Annotated in this window: 21 protein-coding genes and 3 tRNA genes; 13 read left to right on the forward strand and 11 right to left on the reverse strand. The window is 43.9% G+C overall.

Translation table 11 applies throughout. From position 1 onward, the window contains the following. The first annotated feature begins 26 nt into the window (after window positions 1-26). The 4 genes from AC4JOV_RS05090 to AC4JOV_RS05105 all read left to right on the forward strand — a co-directional run bounded on the left by AC4JOV_RS05090 (window position 27) and on the right by AC4JOV_RS05105 (window position 3,223). Window positions 27-806: an ABC transporter ATP-binding protein gene (locus AC4JOV_RS05090; protein ID WP_229936225.1), complete on the forward strand. Its 780-nt coding sequence runs from the start codon at window positions 27-29 to the stop codon at window positions 804-806. Continuing rightward, on the forward strand, window positions 799-1,710 hold the full coding sequence (locus AC4JOV_RS05095) for an MlaD family protein (RefSeq protein ID WP_229936224.1): 912 nt from the start codon (window positions 799-801) through the stop codon (window positions 1,708-1,710). The genes AC4JOV_RS05090 and AC4JOV_RS05095 overlap by 8 nt, the downstream gene beginning before the upstream one ends. Next, on the forward strand, window positions 1,710-2,288 hold the full coding sequence (locus tag AC4JOV_RS05100; RefSeq protein WP_229936223.1) for an ABC-type transport auxiliary lipoprotein family protein: 579 nt from the start codon (window positions 1,710-1,712) through the stop codon (window positions 2,286-2,288). Before AC4JOV_RS05095 ends, AC4JOV_RS05100 begins: the two co-directional genes overlap by 1 nt. A gap of 335 nt (window positions 2,289-2,623) precedes the next feature. Next, window positions 2,624-3,223: a porin family protein gene (locus AC4JOV_RS05105; RefSeq protein WP_229936222.1), complete on the forward strand. Its 600-nt coding sequence runs from the start codon at window positions 2,624-2,626 to the stop codon at window positions 3,221-3,223. A 45-nt stretch (window positions 3,224-3,268) separates the two neighbouring features. Here AC4JOV_RS05105 and hisS read toward each other — a convergent pair whose 3' ends face one another. The 8 genes from hisS to AC4JOV_RS05145 all read right to left on the reverse strand — a co-directional run bounded on the left by hisS (window position 3,269) and on the right by AC4JOV_RS05145 (window position 9,173). Then, a complete protein-coding gene (gene hisS / locus AC4JOV_RS05110; protein ID WP_229936221.1) occupies window positions 3,269-4,480 on the reverse strand; it encodes a histidine--tRNA ligase in 1,212 nt (403 codons plus the stop codon). A 98-nt stretch (window positions 4,481-4,578) separates the two neighbouring features. Then, window positions 4,579-5,154, reverse strand: coding sequence for a dTMP kinase (gene tmk / locus AC4JOV_RS05115; protein WP_229936220.1), 576 nt, complete (start codon window positions 5,152-5,154; stop codon window positions 4,579-4,581). Continuing rightward, on the reverse strand, window positions 5,154-5,636 hold the full coding sequence (coaD, locus tag AC4JOV_RS05120) for a pantetheine-phosphate adenylyltransferase (protein WP_229936219.1): 483 nt from the start codon (window positions 5,634-5,636) through the stop codon (window positions 5,154-5,156). The genes tmk and coaD overlap by 1 nt, the downstream gene beginning before the upstream one ends. Before the next feature lies 1 nt (window position 5,637). Continuing rightward, entirely contained in the window at window positions 5,638-6,159 is a 522-nt protein-coding gene (locus tag AC4JOV_RS05125) for a UbiX family flavin prenyltransferase (RefSeq protein WP_229936218.1), read from the reverse strand. 158 nt (window positions 6,160-6,317) lie between these two features. Next, window positions 6,318-8,579, reverse strand: a complete 2,262-nt coding sequence (locus AC4JOV_RS05130; protein WP_229936217.1) for a multiheme c-type cytochrome — start codon at window positions 8,577-8,579, stop codon at window positions 6,318-6,320. Window positions 8,580-8,787: 208 nt separating this feature from the next. Beyond that, window positions 8,788-8,862 (reverse strand) — tRNA-Gly (locus tag AC4JOV_RS05135). Window positions 8,863-8,883: 21 nt separating this feature from the next. Next, a tRNA-Gly gene (locus AC4JOV_RS05140) sits at window positions 8,884-8,960 on the reverse strand. 127 nt (window positions 8,961-9,087) lie between these two features. After that, window positions 9,088-9,173 (reverse strand) — tRNA-Leu (locus tag AC4JOV_RS05145). A 239-nt stretch (window positions 9,174-9,412) separates the two neighbouring features. On the opposite strand from AC4JOV_RS05145, the gene AC4JOV_RS05150 reads away from it, so the two are divergent. The 9 genes from AC4JOV_RS05150 (at window position 9,413) to AC4JOV_RS05190 (ending at window position 18,334) form a co-directional block, all read left to right on the forward strand. Further along, complete coding sequence (locus tag AC4JOV_RS05150) at window positions 9,413-11,686, forward strand: FtsK/SpoIIIE family DNA translocase (RefSeq protein ID WP_229936216.1); 2,274 nt, start codon at window positions 9,413-9,415, stop codon at window positions 11,684-11,686. 132 nt (window positions 11,687-11,818) lie between these two features. Next, the gene (locus AC4JOV_RS05155) at window positions 11,819-14,392 is read left to right on the forward strand and encodes a bifunctional aconitate hydratase 2/2-methylisocitrate dehydratase (protein ID WP_229936215.1); all 2,574 of its coding nucleotides are present in this window, start codon (window positions 11,819-11,821) and stop codon (window positions 14,390-14,392) included. 199 nt (window positions 14,393-14,591) lie between these two features. Beyond that, window positions 14,592-14,798 (forward strand): hypothetical protein, encoded by a 207-nt coding sequence (locus AC4JOV_RS05160; protein WP_229936214.1) that lies wholly within the window; start codon window positions 14,592-14,594, stop codon window positions 14,796-14,798. Between the two features lie 373 nt (window positions 14,799-15,171). Next, entirely contained in the window at window positions 15,172-15,531 is a 360-nt protein-coding gene (locus AC4JOV_RS05165) for a DUF2325 domain-containing protein (protein WP_229936213.1), read from the forward strand. Next, window positions 15,531-15,779 carry a hypothetical protein gene (locus tag AC4JOV_RS05170; RefSeq protein WP_229936212.1) on the forward strand — a complete coding sequence of 83 codons (249 nt, stop codon included), beginning with the start codon at window positions 15,531-15,533 and terminating at the stop codon, window positions 15,777-15,779. Before AC4JOV_RS05165 ends, AC4JOV_RS05170 begins: the two co-directional genes overlap by 1 nt. Next, entirely contained in the window at window positions 15,763-16,212 is a 450-nt protein-coding gene (locus AC4JOV_RS05175; protein ID WP_491522193.1) for an ankyrin repeat domain-containing protein, read from the forward strand. The genes AC4JOV_RS05170 and AC4JOV_RS05175 overlap by 17 nt, the downstream gene beginning before the upstream one ends. Beyond that, window positions 16,209-16,754, forward strand: coding sequence for an ankyrin repeat domain-containing protein (locus AC4JOV_RS05180; protein WP_229936210.1), 546 nt, complete (start codon window positions 16,209-16,211; stop codon window positions 16,752-16,754). Before AC4JOV_RS05175 ends, AC4JOV_RS05180 begins: the two co-directional genes overlap by 4 nt. A gap of 76 nt (window positions 16,755-16,830) precedes the next feature. After that, window positions 16,831-17,649 carry a hypothetical protein gene (locus AC4JOV_RS05185; RefSeq protein WP_229936209.1) on the forward strand — a complete coding sequence of 273 codons (819 nt, stop codon included), beginning with the start codon at window positions 16,831-16,833 and terminating at the stop codon, window positions 17,647-17,649. Window positions 17,650-17,830: 181 nt separating this feature from the next. Next, entirely contained in the window at window positions 17,831-18,334 is a 504-nt protein-coding gene (locus AC4JOV_RS05190; RefSeq protein ID WP_229936208.1) for a flavodoxin, read from the forward strand. Between the two features lie 469 nt (window positions 18,335-18,803). Here the strand turns inward: AC4JOV_RS05190 and AC4JOV_RS05195 are convergent, their stop codons facing one another. From AC4JOV_RS05195 to AC4JOV_RS05205, 3 genes are read right to left on the reverse strand one after another with little or no spacing between them, the layout of a single operon-like run. Beyond that, window positions 18,804-19,190: an ExbD/TolR family protein gene (locus AC4JOV_RS05195; protein WP_229936207.1), complete on the reverse strand. Its 387-nt coding sequence runs from the start codon at window positions 19,188-19,190 to the stop codon at window positions 18,804-18,806. 2 nt (window positions 19,191-19,192) lie between these two features. Then, window positions 19,193-19,723, reverse strand: a complete 531-nt coding sequence (locus AC4JOV_RS05200; protein WP_229936206.1) for a MotA/TolQ/ExbB proton channel family protein — start codon at window positions 19,721-19,723, stop codon at window positions 19,193-19,195. A gap of 15 nt (window positions 19,724-19,738) precedes the next feature. Beyond that, entirely contained in the window at window positions 19,739-20,350 is a 612-nt protein-coding gene (locus tag AC4JOV_RS05205; RefSeq protein ID WP_229936205.1) for an energy transducer TonB, read from the reverse strand. Between the last annotated feature and the right edge of the window lie 175 nt (window positions 20,351-20,525).

Below are 20,525 nucleotides of genomic sequence, written 5' to 3' on the forward strand. Positions count from 1 at the left end.
TCAATCACTTAATGAAAGGATATGAAATGCCGAATCATAAAACAGTGATAGACGTAGACGGTATTGTGACGCGCTTTGGTGAGAGGACGATCCATGACGGTGTGAATTTACATATCGAAGAGAATGAGATCTACGGGATACTCGGGGAGAGTGGGTCCGGCAAGTCGGTACTGATGAAAGAGATCATTATGCTGCTTGAACCGACAGCAGGGGAGATCAGTGTACTGGGCACAAACCTTAAGGGTATAGGGTTTAAAGAGGCACAGGCACTCCGGAGGGAGTGGGGAGTGCTCTTTCAGTTCGGTGCCCTTTTTTCCTCTTTGAGTATCGCCGAAAATATCGAGGTACAGCTCAAAGAGTATACGACGATCTCAAAAAAACTGCGTGACAGTCTTGTCGCATCCAAGCTTAAGATGGTGGGACTGGACCCTCATGTAGGGAGCCTCTATCCCTCACAACTGAGCGGAGGGATGATCAAACGTGCAGCACTGGCGAGAGCACTGGCGATGGAGCCGAAACTTCTCTTTCTGGATGAGCCTACCTCAGGGCTTGATCCTATAGGTGCACGCAACTTTGACAGGTTGATCGTTGATCTGCGTGACCTGTTGGGGATTACTGTCGTGATGATCACCCATGATCTGGAGAGTATATTCGGTATTGTTGATAGAATGGCAATTTTGGCAGACAAGAGGGTAGTTGCAGAAGGAAATATCGAAAATGTGTTACAATCAGACCATCCGTTTGTTGAAGATTTTTTTAAGAATGAATATACCAAAGAGAGATTTGAAAAGGTGAAGAATGTATAGTAGAGTCAATTATCTGATGGTTGGTATCTTTGTGATCATCTTCGGTATAGGGCTTATCTGGTTTGCTTTCTGGCTGGGTAGATATGATATAGATGATAAGTACTATACTTATAAACTTGAGATCAGGGAATCGGTTTCAGGGCTTTCGGTAGACTCCGATGTGATGCTGCGGGGTGTTGATGTCGGTCATGTGACTGCTATCCGTATCAATCCCCACAATATCGAACTTACAGAAATCTATGTTGATATCAGTCAGAATGTACCTATCAAAGAGGATATGGTGGCAACCACCAAAATGTTCGGTATCACGGGACTGCTCTCTATCGAGATAGTAGGGGGGACCAATGCGGCAAAAACACTCCAACCGACCGATGAGTATATCCCGACGATACAAACCAAACCCTCTCTGGTCACTAACCTGAGTCAAAGTTTCGAATCTCTTTCCCAAAAGCTTGACTATTTACTTAAACAGGGGAATAAGGTAGTCTCAGATAAGAATATCGATACCGTGGGAAAGATACTTGATAATGTAGAAGTGATCACAAAAAACGGTCAGGAGATAGAAGAGAAAGTGATGAAATCCCTTGAAGAGTTGGATGTTTCGGTCAAGCAATTCAGACGAACGATGCATAGGATCTCCCATAACTTTGAAGGTGCTACAAAAGATATCAACGATGTAAAGCAAGTGCTTATTCCTACAATTAATAATTTCAACCGTGTTACACTGAAAGTGGAGCAGAGTGTGGATCGCGGTGATTATGATATGAAGAAGATACTTGAACCTCTGATCGTAGATATGCAGATACTCTCTACACAGATGAGTGAATTGGCAGGTGAACTGGAAGAGAGTCCAAGTGACCTGATCTTTAAATCAAGAACGCCGTTAAAAGGACCGGGAGAATAATGATGAGAGTTGTTGCAGGTACACTATTGATGATCTTGTTGGCTGGATGCAGTACGAAGCTGACACCATTGAGGAGCTATACGCTTCAGACCCCTGAGGTAAGCAGTATCTATAAAGACGGATATCAAAACAAAACCATTAAGGTGATGCAGCCTCAAAGTCTGAAAGAGGTAATGAGCCGGAGGATGCATTTTTCCTACTCTCCTACAGAGCAGGGGACTTACCTGAACTCCAAGTGGTCCAATGACCTTGGAAAACTTGTTCAGGGGATATTGATAGATACCCTGCAAAGCAGCGGAATGTTCAAAGGTGTCGTTTCCTATGCCTCAACGGCAAAGGCTGATTACCGGCTGGAGAGTACAGTGTATGACTTCTCTCACCACGTAAGAGGCAATGCCTCCTACGCGATCGTCTCTATCCAGTTTACACTGGTTTCGACCCATACAGGGAATCTGATCAAAAGCAGACGTTTCAGCTATCGTGAAGCGACAAAGAGTACCGATGCTGAAGGGTATGTCGAAGCAACAAACAGAGCAGTTGAAAGCTTAAGCAGCGATCTGCTTCTTTGGTTGAAGTAAATATTGCTCTCTATTCCCTTCTTAACAGCGGGGTGTAGATCGGTTAGCTCTTATTACTCCTTTTTGAGCTCTCTCCTTCCTGTTCCATTTCAACTGGAAACTACTATCCGATCAGTTGCTCTTTTTAACAGTATAAATGAAAAAGAAACATTGATCTTTTTCATCGATTATATTGAATCAGATGGCTTCATTTTTTATCATAGGAGGTAAAATAGTACAAATTTGTAGGTGAAATATCTCTTCATGCAAATATTTAAGTAAGATTGATCTACCATGAAAACTTCATAAATGAAATGAATTATGGAAAAGTACCCTAAAAGATTCCAGGAGGAAAAATGAAAAAATTTGTTTTGATGACATCCGTTGCATCATTGATGGCACTGCAACTACATGCAGGTGGAGATATCGTTCCGGTTGAACCGGTCGTCGAACTGCCGGAAGTTCATGAGCATACGGAGAGTGACTTTTATGTGATTGTAAAGGGGTTGAGAATCGCAGGAGACAAAGTACATCATGAGGAAGCAACACTTGACGGTGACAGCGGCTATGGATTCGGTATCGATCTAGGTTACAGACTGGGACACGGGTTTGCAGTAGAGTATGACTTCTCTTATGCGACGAACACCGTAACAGAAACGGTAGAGGGACATGAACCTGAAGAGGCTGATGCAACCTATTATACCCATGCGATAGATCTTGTCTATACGTATGAATTGACAGAGACGCTTGGTGTCTTTGCAAAAGCGGGTTACGAGTATGAGATCGAAGAGATCGAAGATTACCATATCGATGCCGATGATAACGGATTTAACTACGGTGTAGGTGTGGAAGTTGCTGTGGATCATACCTATAAAGTGGTTGCTGAGTATGAACACTCAACGATCGATGGACCTAGAGGAAACTCAATCTTCCTAGGTGTAATGTATAACTTCTAAAATGCAATAAACCGATACGAAACCGTTTGGGTTTCGTATCACCTCTTAGAACGCATTGATATCAATGACCTGCTCTTCTTTACTCTCAAGATCTTTCAACCATACGGTACCGTTCTTCAGTTCATCTTCACCGATAAGAACCGCATATTTAGGGTTGGCTCTATCCACCCCTTTCATATGGCTTTTAAATCCTTTGGAGTTGTACTCAACCGTTACTTTATCCGTCAGACGTTTTTTGGTTGCAAGTTTGAGGAGTGCCGGGATGGCATCCGGAGTCATCGCACCCATATAGTACCCTTCAGGCGCTTTTTCCGGCATCTTCACCAGCTCCATGATACGCTCAATTCCCAGAGCGAATCCTACTGCCGGAGTCGGTTTCCCGTCAAGGAACTCTACCAGCCTGTCATAGCGTCCACCGCCGGCGATAGCACTCTGTGCACCGATCTCGCTGCTGACAAACTCAAATGCTGTTTTGGAGTAGTAGTCCAAACCTCTTACCAGGTTGTCATTTACCGTGTATTTGATACCTTCCTGGTCCAGTAGCGCTTTCAGTTGTCTGAAGTCCGGATCACACTCTTCACAGAGGTAATCTTTAAGCTTTGGAGACTCTGCAAGGAGTGTTTGACACTTTTCGTTCTTACAGTCAAGTACACGGATAGGGTTGGTGCCTATTCTTCTGTTACAGTCTTCACAAAGCTCCTCTTTTATCTCATTGAGCGAGTTGACAAGTGTCTCTTTGTATTTCGGCATACATACTTTACATCCAAGCGAGTTGATCTGCAGTTCATACCCGATACCCAGTGCATCAAAGATCTGTGCGATCATTGTGATGATCGTAAAATCCTCATAGACGGACGCTTCACCGAAGCTCTCACACCCAAACTGGTGAAACTCTCTGAGTCTTCCTTTTTGCGGTTTCTCATAACGGAACATCGGTCCGTAGTAGTAGAACTTCTGTTTGACCGGTTGGCGGTCAAGTTTTGCAGAGATGAATGCACGCACGATACCTGCTGTACCTTCCGGGCGCATACAGACATCATTTTCACCCTTGTCGGTAAACTGATACATCTCTTTTCCCACGATATCAGAGCTTTCGCCTACTGAACGCTTGAAGAGTGCAGTCTCTTCGAGAATAGGGGTTTCTATATAGCCGTAACCGTAACGTTTTGCAATGGTTGCAGCAGTATTTACGATATACTCAAAACGTTCACTCTCTTCAAAAGTGAGGTCTTTCATACCACGTAGTGGATTGATCATAGGGTTTCCTTCTATCCAGAAAGGTGGGCTGGCAAGCCCACCCTACGGTGTGTTTTATGTAGGGTGGGCTTGCCAGCCCACCAATATTATGGATGTAATTATACCTTCAAGTAGGTTAGTATCGTTTGATGGATGTTCTCTATCGTGTCTGTAGCATCGATAAAAAGGTGCGGGAGCCCCAGCTTGAGAACCGTTTCCTTCATATGCTCCTGTACAGAGAGCAGGTACTCCAGACCGCGTTGTTCTATCCCATCCAGGCTTTTACCACCGAGTCTCTCCCGGAGGGTGTCTATATCAGTCAGAAAAAGAATGACCTTATCCGGTAAATTTCCCTGCAGGGCAAACCGATTAAGCATGACCAGCTCGTCAAGTTCAAAATCACCGTTGGCCAAAGCATAGCCGATCCCGGAGATAAACCCTCTGTCCGAGATGACAAGTTTATCCTGGTTGGGTTGGATCACCTCTTCATAGTGTTCTGCACGGTCAGCCAGAAACAGCAGAAGTTCGGCACGCTTTGAGATGATAGAGCTCTCCAAGAGGATCTCTCTTGCTTTGATGCCAAAAGCGGTGCCTCCGGGCTCTTTTGTGGTAATGATCTCCGGGTGTTTTTGCTGCAGCAGCTCCAGCTGCGTACTTTTCCCGCAGGTATCTATCCCCTCAAACAGTACTACCATCAGCGTTCACACTTGATAAATTCTAAGGCTTTGGCCGGTACGAGATGCTCCACCTTCCCGTCAAAGTTGAGAATCGTGCGTACAACGGAGGAGCTGACAAAAGCATGCTCCAGGCTTGGCATCAGGTAGATCGTCTCAAGCTCCTTTTTGAGTGAAGCATTGGCATACCCCATCTGTAGTTCATACTCGAAGTCACTGACGGCTCTGAGTCCACGGATAATGATATTGGCGTCAAGCTCATCTGAAAGGTTGACCAGGAGGTTATTGAACCCTATGACTTTGATATTGGGCATATCAGAGGTGGCCGCTTTGACCATGTGTACCCGCTGTGCAAAGTTAAACATCGGTTTCTTGGCCTCTGATTCAGCGATAGCGATAATGATCTCATCAAACATTCTATAGGCGCGCTTGATGATATCCAAGTGTCCGTTGGTGATCGGGTCAAAGGTTCCCGGATAGATTGCTCGTTTGTATGTACTCATCTTATTTCCATCTTTCAAATAAATTGTTTTCTATACCCAGTGCATCGTACCACTTTCCGATGATAAAACGCTCCATCTCATCCAAAGAGTCGGATTCTGAGTAGTACCCCAAAACTGGCGGGGCAATAATGACGCCAAGTGTAGCGAGTTTTTGCATATTTTCAAGCGCAATCGCCGAAAAAGGAAGTTCCCTTGGTGCAAGCAGTAACTTTTTCTGCTCTTTGAGTGCGACTGCTGCGACCCTGGTAGCCAGATTGTCACTGATACCGCAGGCAATCTTGGCAAGGGTATTCATACTGCAGGGGATAATAGCAGTTGCATCCACGCGAAACGATCCGCTGGAGACAGAGGCTGCGATATTTTCATTTTGGTACAGGGTAACCTGCTTGTTCTCAAAGGATTCTACGGTCAGTGCGTTGTCTGATATGACGACATGGGCTTTGATACCTTCAGGGAGATAATCGACAAACTTCTTCCCAAGCTCGACACCGCTGGCACCTGTAATGACTACGACGATTTTCAAAACAACCCTTTTATTTAATTATGGAGATTATAACAAAAGTATGTATAGCTTTAGGTTTTAGTGCTCTGCCGTGGAGTATTCTTTGATAAAAGGTAGAGCTAAGATAAGAGTAGAGTATTCTATTTAAACCCCTGATCTTATCAGGGGTTTTGCTTTAGCTATTCAGCGATGATTTGAAGAGTATCGACATAACACTTTTCACCTTTCCCACTGGTCTCACACATAAACCTTATTTTGGTTGCCGTGGTCGGGATGCTATGGGTTTTTGCAACGTAGTCACCGTTTTCGTTATTACTTCCCAGGTGTTCAAGGTAGTGCCAGCTTCCGTCATAGTACTCTGCTGAGAAATCATCGGCACTGTCAAGCCCTTTGAGCCTTCTATGGTAAGTCATAGTCGCATCACTGTAACCTGAAAGGTCGATAGCTCTCTCCATATAGGTCGGTCTGTCAGCTCTTGTGCGGTTGACATAGGCACTGTAGACGCCTTCATAAGGGTCGTTGGTATGCGTCGTCCACAGAGTGCCGTTTCCTGTGACTATCCAGTTACCCAGACCGTTTTCAAATCCTTCTGAGAGAACCACTGTCGGGGTAGCAGGGTTTGATTCGTCGTCATCATCGGTATCGCTGCATCCGGTATCGTCCATATCGATCAAGCCGTCATTGTCATTATCGATTCCGTCACTACACGCTTTGGCTGCCGGAGGCGCATTGTATTCATCATTGTCGTTAAGGTCACTACACCCTGCATCCTCCATATCGACAAGACCGTCACCGTCATTATCCAGTCCGTCACTGCATTCCGGTAGTGTAGGCGTTGTTCCGCTGCCGCTTACCGTTGTGTGTGCCGATGCGATCTGCGAGGTTTTCATTGTCGATGATTCAAACATACCTTTAAAGGCAGCTACTTCCGATGAATCATCACTGAACAGGTCTTGTGCCCATGAGTAGGCAAGTGTCTGGTAGAGCAGTTCTGTATCGATGGCGTATTGCGTATCTGTGAGACCGCTGATACGGTAAGTGATCGTATCACTTCCCCCTACAAAGTTACTGTCACTGTTTGCATTTCCATGTACTTTGATGTCACTGTGTGCCGTTGCCTTATTGAAACCGGCAGGCAGGATACGGTTATCTTTGAGGTAGTTCATCCCTCTTAGCAGGGTATAGGTAACCTCTCCAAGGTTGTTTTGCATGATTGACTCATAGACCTGAACCTGATCTGCTGAAGTGATCAGGTCGTAGTGCGGTTCATAGCTGCTTCTGTCACTATCCGCATCGACACCGACGATACTTCCGTTGCTGTTGATTTTACCGGATTCAAACACAGTATTGCCCGACTGATCAGTGACTTTCAGATGGATAAATGCTCTTCTTGAAGGGAAACTGGTAGGAAGTTTGTGCCCTGTGGTACTGTTGATCTTGAGTGTGATCTCAAGTGTACCGTTCTGAAGTGAATGGTTGAGCAGTTCGATAGAGGCTGCACCTTTGAGCATCTCATCACTTTTTGCAATGGTTGCAGTAAAATTATTGGATGTCACATCCAGTGCCGCTTTGTTTTTATCCAGGATATCGAGCAGAAGTTTATTGCCCCCTACAAATATATGTTGAGCAAAACCGTTTTTGGGTTCGATCCACCGTGGTCTTGTAGAGATAGGTACACCGTCAACCTTTTTCATATGGCACTCCTGACAGCTTTGTTTATCTTTGTAGTCACTGTGTTCCCATTCACTATAAGGCATCTGCTCGGGGAACTCACTCTCAGGTGTGGTGCTCAGTACATTACCCTCTTCATCCACATACGGTGTCTTGAGGTTATGACAGCTGGCACACATCTTTGACTGGTCCATATGCGCACCGTGCTGGATGGTATAGTCAACATTGTTGATCATAGGGTTGGCGAAGACATCACTGTACTGACCGTAAATCGTTCTGCTTCCATCAATCTCATAATTACCTGACATACCTTCGAGTGTCCCTAGCGTGCCATTGTCTTTGATCTGGTGGCATGCCGTACAGCTGACACCGTTGAGTGCCGCATCATGATAGGTGTTATGGGAGTTCAGGAATCCGTCATCAAAGACCTTGACCGTATGTCCGGAAAATTTTGCTTCTGTGTTGGCCATAGGCGCATGACACTTCGTACATTTGTCGTTGAGCACCTCTTCGAGATGAGCGTTACGGTTGATCTCTGTTCTGACTTTTGCTCTCCAGAACGGGTCCTTCGTAGAGTTGGCCATCATCGTTGACGACCAGGCCTTCTCGATCGACATATCATTACCGGCTTGATCGCTCATTCCATTATGACACATGGTACAGTTTCCTGAACCCGAAAAGTGGGCTGTGGTAAATGCGGTCTCTTCTGCTGTAACTATAGAGCTTAATGCACCTAATATAAGTGCTGTTTTAAGTAGTTGTCCCTTCATCTATTTTTCTCCCTTTTTTAAATGAACAGCACATGCTACTTGTTGAGTGTTAAATTTATGTTAAATAGAACTTGAAATATTAATAAATTATATATTGATTAAAAGAATAAGTAATATTTTGTCTTAAATATTTTTGTGAATAGAAGTAAAGTAGGATCTATATGGGATGAGTATTAGAGCTAATAATAATTTCGAAGATTAGGTATTATGGAGCGGGCGAACGGATTCGAACCGTCGACCCTAACCTTGGCAAGGTTATGCTCTACCCCTGAGCTACGCCCGCATCTATAATAAAATGGGTAAGTGGAGCGGGAAACGGGACTCGAACCCGCGACCCTCAGCTTGGAAGGCTGACGCTCTAGCCAACTGAGCTATTCCCGCGTCATAAAAGTTTGTGAGATAAAACATTTTTGATCCTAAACGAAACTAGTTTCGTGAGCCGACTGCTGAAGTCAACACAGCGTTAGCGTAGTTTTGTTGGACTTTGTTCAAAAAGCGTCCTATCAAATGGTACCTCGGGTCGGAGTCGAACCGACACGGGCAAAGCCCACCAGATTTTGAGTCTAGCGTGTCTACCAATTCCACCACCGAGGCATCGCTACATCGCAATGTAGGCTGGAATTTTACGCAGAGTAACCTTAAGGCTTGCTTAACAAAGATTCTATTTTTTCTTAGTTCTATCTTTTAGAGAGCAGATGCATAAAATACGTAGATAGTTCAATAGATTTCTAGACAAGAAAAAGCTCAATTTGGGATATTTCATAAGCACCTTTATCTTATTGTGCTATAATTTACTTCATTAATTAATATCAAACGTGAATCAGGGAATAGACGTGAAGATTGCACTCATTGTTACCTCCATACTCTTTATTTATGCAGCTTTTTCAACCCTCTTTTTAGAGACGGGACTCGTAGGAAATATCGGTGAAAAGATCGGGCAGACAAATATTTTTCTTTTTGGTTATCTTGCCTATATCAATATTTTTATTCTTTTTTATCCTCTTTATAAACTCTTTAAAGAGAGGTCTAAGGCAAAAGACATTGATTTTTATTTAGGTTGGATACTTCTCTTTATCGGTTTGATTTTTTTTGAGTCTTTGGTATTTGATCTTGAAAAGGCCGGGTTTATCGGTACTCAGATTGTCGAATTCCTTGAACCCTATATCGGAAAAGCAGGACTTTGGCTCTCTTGGCTTTTGATCACCTTACTCTCACTGGTTTTTATACTTGATGATGATTTCAGCCCCAAGGATATCAATTATCCGGGTATTTCTCTGGCATCCTGCTCCTCTATATATGAAAAATTGATGGGTGGATTGAAGCGTGTGTTTAAAAAGATATTTACCAATCCATTTGCCTCACCGAAGCTTGAAGATGAGATGATGCCGGTCATGGAGATATCTGAGAAGAACGCTTATAAAGAGAAAAAAATAGCTAGAAAGCCGGTGAAGAGAGTTAAAAAGAGAGAGCCTGAAGCGGCTTTACCGGAGAATGAATTATTACCGTGGGAAGAGCCAAATGATGATCCTGTGCTTGAGGAGATCACTGAACTTGAAAAAGAGATGGAGGAGGTGCAACACTATGAGCGTAAAGCAGAAGAAGCTCTTCCTCAAACTACTAAAAGCAGTTCCAGTGTAAAAATTGTTGATGAACTCGAAGAGAATTCCAAGCTGCTTGAGCAGATCGAAAAAGGAAAAGTAGAGAAGCCTAAAAACTTTAGATTGCCGAAGCTGGATTTCTTGCAAAAAGCACCGAAGACAACCAAAAAGATGAACGAAGCAGAGATAGACCGTAAAATAGGCGAACTTCTGGCAAAACTGGAGCAGTTCAAAGTGGAAGGGGATGTAGTACGTACGTATACCGGTCCTTTGGTGACAACATTTGAGTTTAAACCCGCTCCGCATGTAAAGGTCTCCAAGATACTCAACCTACAGGACGACCTGGCTATGGCGCTTCAGGCAGAGACGATCCGTATCCAGGCACCGATCCCCGGTCGGGATGTGGTAGGGATAGAGATACCAAACGATACCGTGGATACGATCTATCTAAGGGAGATACTTGAATCTGAGATCTTCAGATCTTCCGGCTCTCCTTTGACCGTTGCACTGGGTAAGGATATCGTAGGGAAACCTTTTGTGACGGATATCAAGAAACTTCCGCATATCCTTATAGCGGGTACGACCGGGTCAGGTAAATCGGTAGGGATCAATGCGATGATCCTCTCTCTGCTCTATAGAAATGATCCTGACCACCTTAAACTGATGCTGATCGATCCGAAGATGCTGGAGTTCTCTATCTATAATGATATCCCGCATCTCTTGACCCCTGTGATCATTGATGCGAAAAAGGCGATCGCAGCGTTGGCTAATATGGTAGGTGAGATGGAACGCCGTTATAAGCTGATGGCTGAGAACCGTACCAAGAATATAGAAAACTACAACGAAAAGGTCAAAAAGGACGGTTCGGCAGAACCATTCCCCTATATTGTTGTTGTGATTGACGAGTTGGCAGACCTGATGATGACCGGAGGGAAAGAGGTTGAGTTCTCTATCGCCCGTCTTGCACAGATGGCCAGGGCGTCGGGGATCCACCTGATCGTTGCGACACAGAGACCGAGTGTCGATGTCGTAACAGGTTTGATCAAAGCGAACCTTCCGTCCAGACTCAGCTACAGGGTGGGGCAGAAAATCGACTCAAAAGTGATCCTGGACAGTATGGGTGCAGAGAGTCTGTTGGGACGCGGTGACGGTCTCTTTACACCTCCCGGTGCGACGGGACTTGTACGTCTGCATGCGCCATGGAGTACGGAAGAGGAGATCGAGAAGATCGTAGAGTTCATCAAAGCACAAAGAGAACCTGAATATGATGAGAACTACCTTGTTGCCGGAAGCAGTGAAGGCGGCAGCACAGAGGCAGGGGATATCGATCTTGATCCGCTTTATGAAGAGGCGAAGGCGGTGGTCCTCAATGACAATAAAACCTCTATCTCATATTTGCAAAGAAAGTTACAGATAGGTTACAACCGGTCAGCAAATATCATCGATCAATTAGAGGCTATGGGGGTACTCTCAGAGCCTAATGCGAAAGGAAATAGGGAAATATTGTAACACTTTTCTCTTTTCCTGTAACTAACCTACACAAAATCACGCTTCATTTTACTTCTTCTTATCAGAACTATTACAAATATAAACACATATCGGTATAATCTTGGTACAAATACCAACTTTAGGAGACCTAACATGGCCTTAATCGAAGAATATAAAGCACATACAGCTGAGCGTGCCGAGCTTGGTGTACCACCACTGCCACTCACTGCCGGGCAAGTAGCTGAACTAGTAGAATTACTGAAAGCATCTCCGATTGCAGAACAAGACTATGCAATGGATATGTTTGAAAACAAAGTACCTGCGGGTGTTGATGATGCAGCATACGTAAAAGCAGCATTTCTGAACGATGTTGTTCAAGGTAATGCAACATGTGATGCGATCGATGCAGTAAAAGCGTGTGAGATCCTTGGAAAAATGCTAGGTGGATTTAACGTACAACCACTTGTAGAAGCATTGAAAATTGACGGTGAAGTAGCAGATACTGCTGCTGAGCAACTTAAAAACACGATCCTTGTTTATGATTCATTCAATGATGTAAAAGCATTGATGGATGCGGGTAATACTAAAGCAAAAGAGGTTGTAGAGTCTTGGGCAAATGCAGAGTGGTTCACTAACAAGCCTGAACTAGCAAAAGAGATCACTGTAACAGTATATAAAATCCCTGGTGAGACGAATACAGATGACCTTTCTCCGGCTTCTGAAGCATTTACAAGAGCGGATATCCCGCTTCACGCAAACTCTATGCTTGTTGCAAGAATGGAAAACCCGCTTGAGACGATGGCTGAACTCAAAGCTAAAGGTCACCCGCTTGCATACGTTGGTGACGTTGTAGGTACAGGTTCTTCAAGAAAATCAGGTATCAACTCTGTTCAATGGCACATGGGTACAGACATCCCTGGTGTTCCTAACAAGAGAACAGGTGGTGTGGTAATCGGTTCTATCATCGCTCCGATCTTCTTCAACACTGCAGAGGATTCAGGATGTCTTCCTATTCAAGCGCCTGTAGATGAGCTTGAGACTGGTGATGTGATCACTGTGAAGCCATTTGACGGTGTGATCGAAAAGAACGGTGCAGTTGTATCTGAGTTTGCACTTTCTCCAAACACACTTCCGGATGAGATGAGAGCGGGTGGTCGTATCCCATTGATCATCGGTAAAGGTTTGACTGCTAAAGCAAGAGAAGCACTTGGTATGGGCGCTTCTGATATGTTCATGGCACCAGATCAGCCGGCAGACAACGGTAAAGGATACACGCTTGCACAGAAAATGGTAGGTAAAGCATGTGGTATTGAAGGTGTGAAACCGGGTGTTTACTGTGAGCCTATCGCTACAACTGTCGGTTCACAAGATACAACGGGTCCAATGACAAGAGATGAGATCAAAGAGCTTGCTGCACTTAGCTTCGGTGCTGATATGACGATGCAGTCATTCTGTCACACTGCTGCCTATCCAAAACCGGCAGATATCCAGCTTCAGCATACACTTCCGGATTTCTGGACTTCAAGAAAAGGTGTGATCCTTAGACCGGGTGACGGTGTGATCCACTCATGGCTAAACAGACTTTGTCTTCCGGATACTGTAGGTACAGGCGGTGACTCACACACAAGATTCCCTATCGGTATCTCATTCCCTGCAGGTTCTGGACTTGTTGCGTTCGCAGGTGTTACAGGTATGATGCCACTTACGATGCCGGAGTCAGTGCTTGTAAGATTCAAAGGTGAGATGCAACCGGGTATCACGCTACGTGACCTTGTAAATGCGATCCCTTACCAGGCGATCCAAGACGGTCTTCTTACGGTTGAGAAGAAAGGTAAGAAAAACATCTTTGCAGGACGTGTGCTTGAGATCGAAGGTCTTGAAACATTGAAGTGTGAGCAGGCGTTTGAGCTTTCTGATGCATCTGCTGAGAGATCTGCTGCTGCATGTACGGTAAAACTTGACAAAGAGCCTGTGATCGAGTACCTTAACTCGAATGTAGCGCTTATCGAAGAGATGATCAAAGATGGTTACGAGGATGCTGCTACACTTCAAAGAAGAGCAGACAAAATGAAAGAGTGGCTCAAAAACCCGGAGCTTATGGAAGCGGATGCAGATGCTGAGTATGCTGCGGTTATCGAGATCGACCTTAATGAGATCACTGAGCCGATCCTTGCTTGTCCGAACGATCCGGATGATGTGGCGACACTCTCTGAAGTACTTGCTGATCCGAACAGACCGACTGAGAAGATCGACGAAGTATTCGTTGGTTCTTGTATGACAAATATCGGTCTATTCAGAGCGCTTGGTGAAGTACTTAAAGGTGAAGGTGCCGTGAAGGCTAAACTATGGGTTGTGCCACCGACCAAAATGGATGAGAAGACATTGACTGAAGAGGGATACTATGCGATCTTCGGTGCGGCTGGTGCGAGAACCGAGGTTCCGGGATGTTCACTCTGTATGGGTAACCAGGCAAGAGTTGCAGACAATGCAATCGTATTCTCAACCTCTACAAGAAACTTCGATAACAGACTTGGAAAAGGTGCACAAGTGTATCTTGGTTCTGCTGAAGTTGCAGCAGTTGCAGCACTTCTCGGACGTCTTCCGAACAAAGAAGAGTATCTTGAGATCGTAAACAAAAAGATCACTGATGCAAACAAAGAGAGCGTATACAAATACCTTAACTTTGACAAAGTATCTGCAGAAGATCTTGAAGCAATGGTGAAATAATTCACCTCTTTCCTGAGAGGCTTCGGCCTCTCTTTTCTTTTCTATCCCTCTACTTTATTATCAACACATTCTCTCAATATCCCATAAATAAATAGGCTGATTTTTAAGATCTCAGACAAATAATTGATAATGGTTTTCAGTTTAATCTTTTATCCTTCTCTTTTTTTTATAATACTTCGAAATTATAGAAGGAGAAGAGATGAAAAGCGTATTGGTTCTATTTGGTCTATCAGCAAGTTTTTTGGTGCAGGGATGTGTTACAGAGAGTTCTCTTGTGAAGGTTGAATGTAAGGAGTGTGACTCTTGTACGAAAAAGTGTGAACATAAATACCTTATAAAAAAAGATTACCAGAGAAACAGAAGTATTGAACGGTGTAAAAAACGATGTTATCAGAGTGAACTGTGAATTTTATAGCATACCGCACCTCCGTAGGGTGGACTTGCTAGCCCACCGGAACCTAGGAAATCATTGCATCGATCTACGGGTTGGTCTAGATGCAACAATTTGGTCACAGCGTGGGTTGTCAAACCCACCCTACGAAATAGGCTTGCGACTATCTATATACTATTTTAGATCTGCGTGGCATCTTATGCCACCCTGCAAACCTGCCCGTTCATCCTGAGCTTATCCAAGTACTCCGGCTCATTCAGAAAAATTGTAGATATTAAGATAAATCTTCCCTGAAATTATTTATGAAATTGAAAATATATATCAATTAAATAAACATTTAAGCTTTCATTTTTTATTATTTGAGAATAATTATCAAAAAGGATAAAAGATGTCAGTTTTAATTTTGGGGGGAGATAAGATAAAACCCATTAAAGAGATGTTAGGGAGTTTTGGTGTTGAGCGTATCATACACTGGACAGCCAGAAATCAAAAACGGGGAAGAAAACAGGATAAACCGATACCTATCGATGTGAATGTCGTAGTGATGTTGACCAATTTTCTCAACCATAATGCGATGAAACACTACCGGGCGGAAGCCAAATCCAAAGATATACCGATCGTCTACAGTACGCGCAATGTTGAGTGTCTGAAGCAGGAGTTTATCAGTGTCCTTCACAAGCTGGATCAGGATAGTGAGATCTGTAAAGAGTGTGAGCACTATCTTAGCTGTTATGAAAGGGATGTGTGATGGAAGATTTTTTTAGTATACCCAATAGAAACATCGAGAGTGGATGGAATCCGCCGGACAGAAGTTTGGAACTTTTTGTACTGGAGTATTGTGAAGAGGTGTTGAGCATACCGCTTTATCTGATCGAGGATGCCAGGTGCACAGGTGAGGGGATGGAGATAGCGCTCAGAGGGCTTGAGTCCTGGATGGCCGATGAGGATTGGTATATCAATCTTTTTAGAGTTTCAACCTATGTCAGAGCATCATAAGGGAGAGAAGATGACGGCAAGAATGTTTCCTCATGGACGTGAGATGAAAAAGGAGAGTTTGGTGACTGATTTTATGCAGACAGTGCAGTTAAATTATGATCTGGACTATAGGTATATGCGCGGAACGGATACCCACCAAACAGACGGACTTGGCCATACTGCACTCTACTGGGCGATCTACCATCATAATATGCACAATGTCATACTGTTGTTGGAATACGGTGCAACACTTCATGTTTCAGATAGCATGAAAGTACCTTTCTGTGCGGTGAACTTTGATAACCTTGAAGTGCTTATCTATCTGATAGAGAAGGGCATCGATATCAAGATGGAGTATCAGGGAGAGACCCTTTATGCGTACGTGAATCGTTTGGGAAGCAGAGAAATGAAATCCTATTTTCATAGTGTTAGCAGAGCAGGGAGCGGAGGATGACACTGCCAAAAAACCGTACGCACCGTTTCAATGTGACAGAAGAAGTAAAAGAGAAAAGAGATCTGTCCTATCAGGTTCTGATAGGAGAGGAGGTCAATCTCCGGGATAAGGAGGGGAGAAATGCCCTCTACTGGGCGGTACAAAATCGCCATACGCACAATGCAAAACTCCTGATCGAGTTTGAGAGCAGTCTTATGGTGGCGCCAAAACTTCATGCACTCTTTCATGCGATCGAGGAGGGGCACTATGCGCTGATCATCCTGCTGATACAAAGCGGTATCAGTCCCAATATGATAGATAAGAACGGTCGGTCTGCATTGATGGTTGCTATAGAGAAGGAGCAGTTCCGAACGGTATGTTTCCTGCTACGCAACGGAGCAGACCTGTTTCAGATGGATTATCATTATGATATGGCACTGGACTATGCTTCCCGGTCAGAGTGCGGTGAGATCAGAGGATTTGTGGAACATGTGCTTGCAGTGATCGAGGAGGAGGAACGGCAAAAGATAGTCACACCATGTGGAGGATGCAAAGAGTATTAAATGATAACAAATATCAATTTCAATTAAATTTAAACTTACTGTTGTTATACTCTTCAAAATCTTATAGGAGAACGATATGACATTCGTCGGATTCGAACAAAAAAATAACGGTAAGATCAAAGAGTATCTTCCTTACAGTGAACAGCTAACCTCTGACCGGGAAAAGAGGATCATGTTCTTTCACCTTTTTAATGCCTATGTCGGAGATGAGATGAAATTTTCTAAAAAAGAGATGCATCAGGGGAAAGATATCTATGAGGTATTTAGAAACAAGATCGAAAATATGCTCTTTATACCCTGTATCTTCACAGGAAAGCCTCCTGTCAAAATCAGATCTATTGAAGGTAAAGTTTCTCAGTCAATCAATCAGTTTACTCGGAGAGGACACAAAAAAGTTATTCGTTCTTCTGTATCTATGGAGAAGGCGGCAAAATGGATTGATATGATCAGGGGAGGAGGCAGGTACAGGTTTCTTGCAGACCTGGATGATATGTTCCTGCACCTCGTATATGAGAGAGCGAAAATGGTCAACAAAGAGAACAGGGTACTGCTTTATGAGAAGAGTATCGTAATAGAGAATCATAGTACGGAGGTGCCTGATACGCTGTTGATCCCCTCCTATCATATGATCGATCAGGATAATCTGAGCAAGGAGCCTGTAATAACTCGGGATATGCAGACGGTGTTCAGGACGCTCAATCATACCAAGATAAGGCAGATCTACCTGGTCTATCCGAAGCATACGATGTTTAAAAAACATATCAGTGTCAAGATGCCTCCTCAGGTACCTTTGAGGGAGGAGGAGTATAGGGTGAAAGTGATCCCGTATTCATTTTCATTCTGCGCCAAACAGAGAAAAAACAGAGCCGATATCAATGCTTTAAAAGAGTGTTAGCGGATGAGTCATCCGCTGAACACAGCTATCTGCCAATGCCTGATAAAATGAGCATAGTATAGAGTGAAAATGATTTTATCATCATTTTCATTCTGTGCTAAACAGAACAAAAAATAAATAAGGATGATAGCTTGTTAAGGGGTGAATCCCTAGATAAACAAGGATCAAAAAGGAGATAAGCATGTCAATTGGCATTTTTTACGGGAGCACAGGTGGCAACACAGAGAGCATAGCAGAGGATATTGTGAGTGCGTTGGGAGTTGAAGCAGATATCCATGATATTGCAGATGTCGGGGCAGAGCGTCTAAACGACTATAGCCACCTGATCATCGGCAGTTCGACATGGGGCGACGGGGAGCTACAGGATGACTGGGATGATGCCTTTTCAGCCTATGAAAAGCTGGACTTTTCCGGGAAAACTGTGGCATTTTTCGGTTTGGGTGATCAGGAGGGATACGGAGAGTATTTTCTGAATGCCATGGGAACACTCTATGAGGCTGCGGTAAAAAAGGGTGCAAATGTTGTGGGGGACGGATGGTCTACAGAAGGGTATGACTATGAAGATTCCGAAGCGGTCAATGAAAAAGGATTTGTCGGTCTTGCACTCGATGAGGATAACCAGGACGATCTGACTGAAGAACGTATCCAGAAATGGATAGAGATCATCAAACCGCATTTTAGCTAGTAGATAAACAAAATAAGAGATACGGTAATCTAAAATCTGCCAGCTCCTTTAGTTACCGTATCTGATTCGCTTTCTGTACTCTATAATCACATACAGTATTTTCCTCAACGATCTCACATTCATTTTTTTATCCGGATCTTATAGCTATTGACTATTTGATGCCCACGCTGTGATCGGGGGCAATGGTTTCTCAGGTACCAGTGGATCCCCGGGTCAAGCCCGAGGATGACGTATCAGTTGAAGTGTCTAGGATGGTATTTTAAGCCCACGCTCTGAGCAAGTTTTTTTCTAAAACCATACCCGTGATGGATACAATGATTCCCCAGGTTCCGGCGGGATTGAAAAGCCTACTCTACAGAGATGTTGTTCGGGTATGGTTTTGGTAATAATATTAACACTAAGCCGCAGGAAGAAGGAAACGTAACGCTTAGGGAAGGGAGTCTATGCTGGAGCTCCTCTTCCGTGCTTACTATTGTTTTGATTGGTTGACAAGTGCGAGATTGTTCAGTTCATATCTTTTCAAAATGTCAAACAGTTTGATGATCCGCTCATACCGCACCTCTTTGTCGATACGTACATGCACAGCACTTTTTTTATCGTTCACTTGTGATAGTGCACTCTCCAGCGCTTCAAACGTCACCGTTTCACCTTTCAGTGCCAACTCTGTTTGGGAGAGCTCTATGCTGATTTTCTCTTTCTCAACCATTTCAGCAGATGACTGGCTGGCCGGGAGATTGAGCAGCAGTGCCAGCTCCTCCTTTTTGAAAACGGTACTGACGAGGAAAAAGATCAAGAGCAAAAAGACGACATCAACCAGCGGGGTCATATCCGGAGTAATCTGTTCACGGCGTTTCATAGTCACTGCTTTTTATAGACTGCTGGGAGAATTTCACTTGTGATAGTCGCTTCAAGACCGTCAATCATACTGAGCAGGTAATTGTAACCGATATAGTGTGGAATCGCTACGATAAGACCGGCTACGGTTGTGATAAGTGCCATAGAGATACCCCCGGCGAAGATGGAAGGATCTCCCATACCGCTTTTGGATATTGCATCAAAAGCGAGCAATACACCACTCACTGTTCCAAGCAATCCAAGCAGCGGTGCGATGGAGGCGATAATCTTTACCGTTCCCAATCCGTTCTCAACAGAATAGAGTCGTTTTGCCATCTCATCTTTTATCAACTCTACGACAATATGTTCATCTTGGAGTGGTACCTCTTTTTCTTTGATATATGTGATCACCTCTTCCAGCAATACTGCCTTGTAGCGTTTTGTCATCAGAATCTGCACAAGCTTGACCAACATAATTGTAAATCCTATGATGTTAAGCGCAATCAAAATATAGACGATTACACCGCCTTGTTCTATATAGTTCATTAAATTCATACTCTCTCCTTATGATTATCTCAATGTATAGTTAATTGGCAGATCAATCTCCCAACGCTTCATTCCCAGTTTCTCTGGAATCGGTTTGAATTTACCGACTCTTTTGAGTGTTTCTATTGCTCCTGCGTTCAGTCTTGTGTAGTTTGAAGCTCCAATCACTTTGATATTGGATATCGAGCCATCGGCAAGTATCGTAAAACGCAATGTAACCACTCCCTCGTGTTTAAGCCGTTTGGCTCTTTTGGGATAGTACTTATTTGCCTCTATCGCAGCTTTAACCAATGCAATGTAGCTTGCTTTTACTATCCTAGCTTTTGATGCAGAGAGTTTCGGTTTGGGTTTGGATTTTGCCAAGGGTTTCTTTACCGGTTTATGAACCCTTTTCGGTTTCGGCTTTGGCTTAGGTTCAGGCTTTGCTTCAGGCTCAGGCTTTGGTTCTAGCTCAGGTTCTGGCTCTGGTTCCGGTTCTGGTTCTATCGTAACAGTGCTCAGATCAAGCTTCTGCACCTGCTCGCTCTGTTTCGCCACGACAACCTGACTGCTCTTTGGGTTGGTATAGAAAAAGAGTCCATGCAAAACCACAATCAAAACAAATGCCAGAAGATTTACACTTTTAGAAAATTTCAACTTAGACCTCGACTTTTACTTATCGGCATCAAGCCACAAGAATCCAGCCATGCAGTGCTGTCACGATCATAAAAACCGTGATATTCATCATTCTGTTCTGATACATAAAAATTCCTTTTTTTTATTTTGGCAACGTGCCGACAACTATTGAGAAGTAGAGAAGCGTCACTCCTAT

The sequence above is a fragment of the Sulfurovum sp. MH2-6 genome, assembly GCF_058374785.1.

Excerpts from the sequence above, each read along its gene's own strand:
- AC4JOV_RS05090 (WP_229936225.1), top strand. The coding sequence starts at position 27 with ATGCCGAATCATAAAACAGTGATAGACGTAGACGGTATTGTGACGCGC.
- AC4JOV_RS05095 (WP_229936224.1), top strand. The coding sequence starts at position 799 with ATGTATAGTAGAGTCAATTATCTGATGGTTGGTATCTTTGTGATCATC.
- AC4JOV_RS05100 (WP_229936223.1), top strand. The coding sequence starts at position 1,710 with ATGATGAGAGTTGTTGCAGGTACACTATTGATGATCTTGTTGGCTGGA.
- AC4JOV_RS05105 (WP_229936222.1), top strand. The coding sequence starts at position 2,624 with ATGAAAAAATTTGTTTTGATGACATCCGTTGCATCATTGATGGCACTG.
- hisS (WP_229936221.1), bottom strand. The coding sequence starts at position 4,480 with ATGATCAATCCACTACGTGGTATGAAAGACCTCACTTTTGAAGAGAGT.
- tmk (WP_229936220.1), bottom strand. The coding sequence starts at position 5,154 with ATGGTAGTACTGTTTGAGGGGATAGATACCTGCGGGAAAAGTACGCAG.
- coaD (WP_229936219.1), bottom strand. The coding sequence starts at position 5,636 with ATGAGTACATACAAACGAGCAATCTATCCGGGAACCTTTGACCCGATC.
- AC4JOV_RS05130 (WP_229936217.1), bottom strand. The coding sequence starts at position 8,579 with ATGAAGGGACAACTACTTAAAACAGCACTTATATTAGGTGCATTAAGC.
- AC4JOV_RS05155 (WP_229936215.1), top strand. The coding sequence starts at position 11,819 with ATGGCCTTAATCGAAGAATATAAAGCACATACAGCTGAGCGTGCCGAG.
- AC4JOV_RS05160 (WP_229936214.1), top strand. The coding sequence starts at position 14,592 with ATGAAAAGCGTATTGGTTCTATTTGGTCTATCAGCAAGTTTTTTGGTG.
- AC4JOV_RS05165 (WP_229936213.1), top strand. The coding sequence starts at position 15,172 with ATGTCAGTTTTAATTTTGGGGGGAGATAAGATAAAACCCATTAAAGAG.
- AC4JOV_RS05170 (WP_229936212.1), top strand. The coding sequence starts at position 15,531 with ATGGAAGATTTTTTTAGTATACCCAATAGAAACATCGAGAGTGGATGG.
- AC4JOV_RS05175 (WP_491522193.1), top strand. The coding sequence starts at position 15,763 with ATGTCAGAGCATCATAAGGGAGAGAAGATGACGGCAAGAATGTTTCCT.
- AC4JOV_RS05180 (WP_229936210.1), top strand. The coding sequence starts at position 16,209 with ATGACACTGCCAAAAAACCGTACGCACCGTTTCAATGTGACAGAAGAA.
- AC4JOV_RS05185 (WP_229936209.1), top strand. The coding sequence starts at position 16,831 with ATGACATTCGTCGGATTCGAACAAAAAAATAACGGTAAGATCAAAGAG.
- AC4JOV_RS05190 (WP_229936208.1), top strand. The coding sequence starts at position 17,831 with ATGTCAATTGGCATTTTTTACGGGAGCACAGGTGGCAACACAGAGAGC.
- AC4JOV_RS05195 (WP_229936207.1), bottom strand. The coding sequence starts at position 19,190 with ATGAAACGCCGTGAACAGATTACTCCGGATATGACCCCGCTGGTTGAT.
- AC4JOV_RS05200 (WP_229936206.1), bottom strand. The coding sequence starts at position 19,723 with ATGAATTTAATGAACTATATAGAACAAGGCGGTGTAATCGTCTATATT.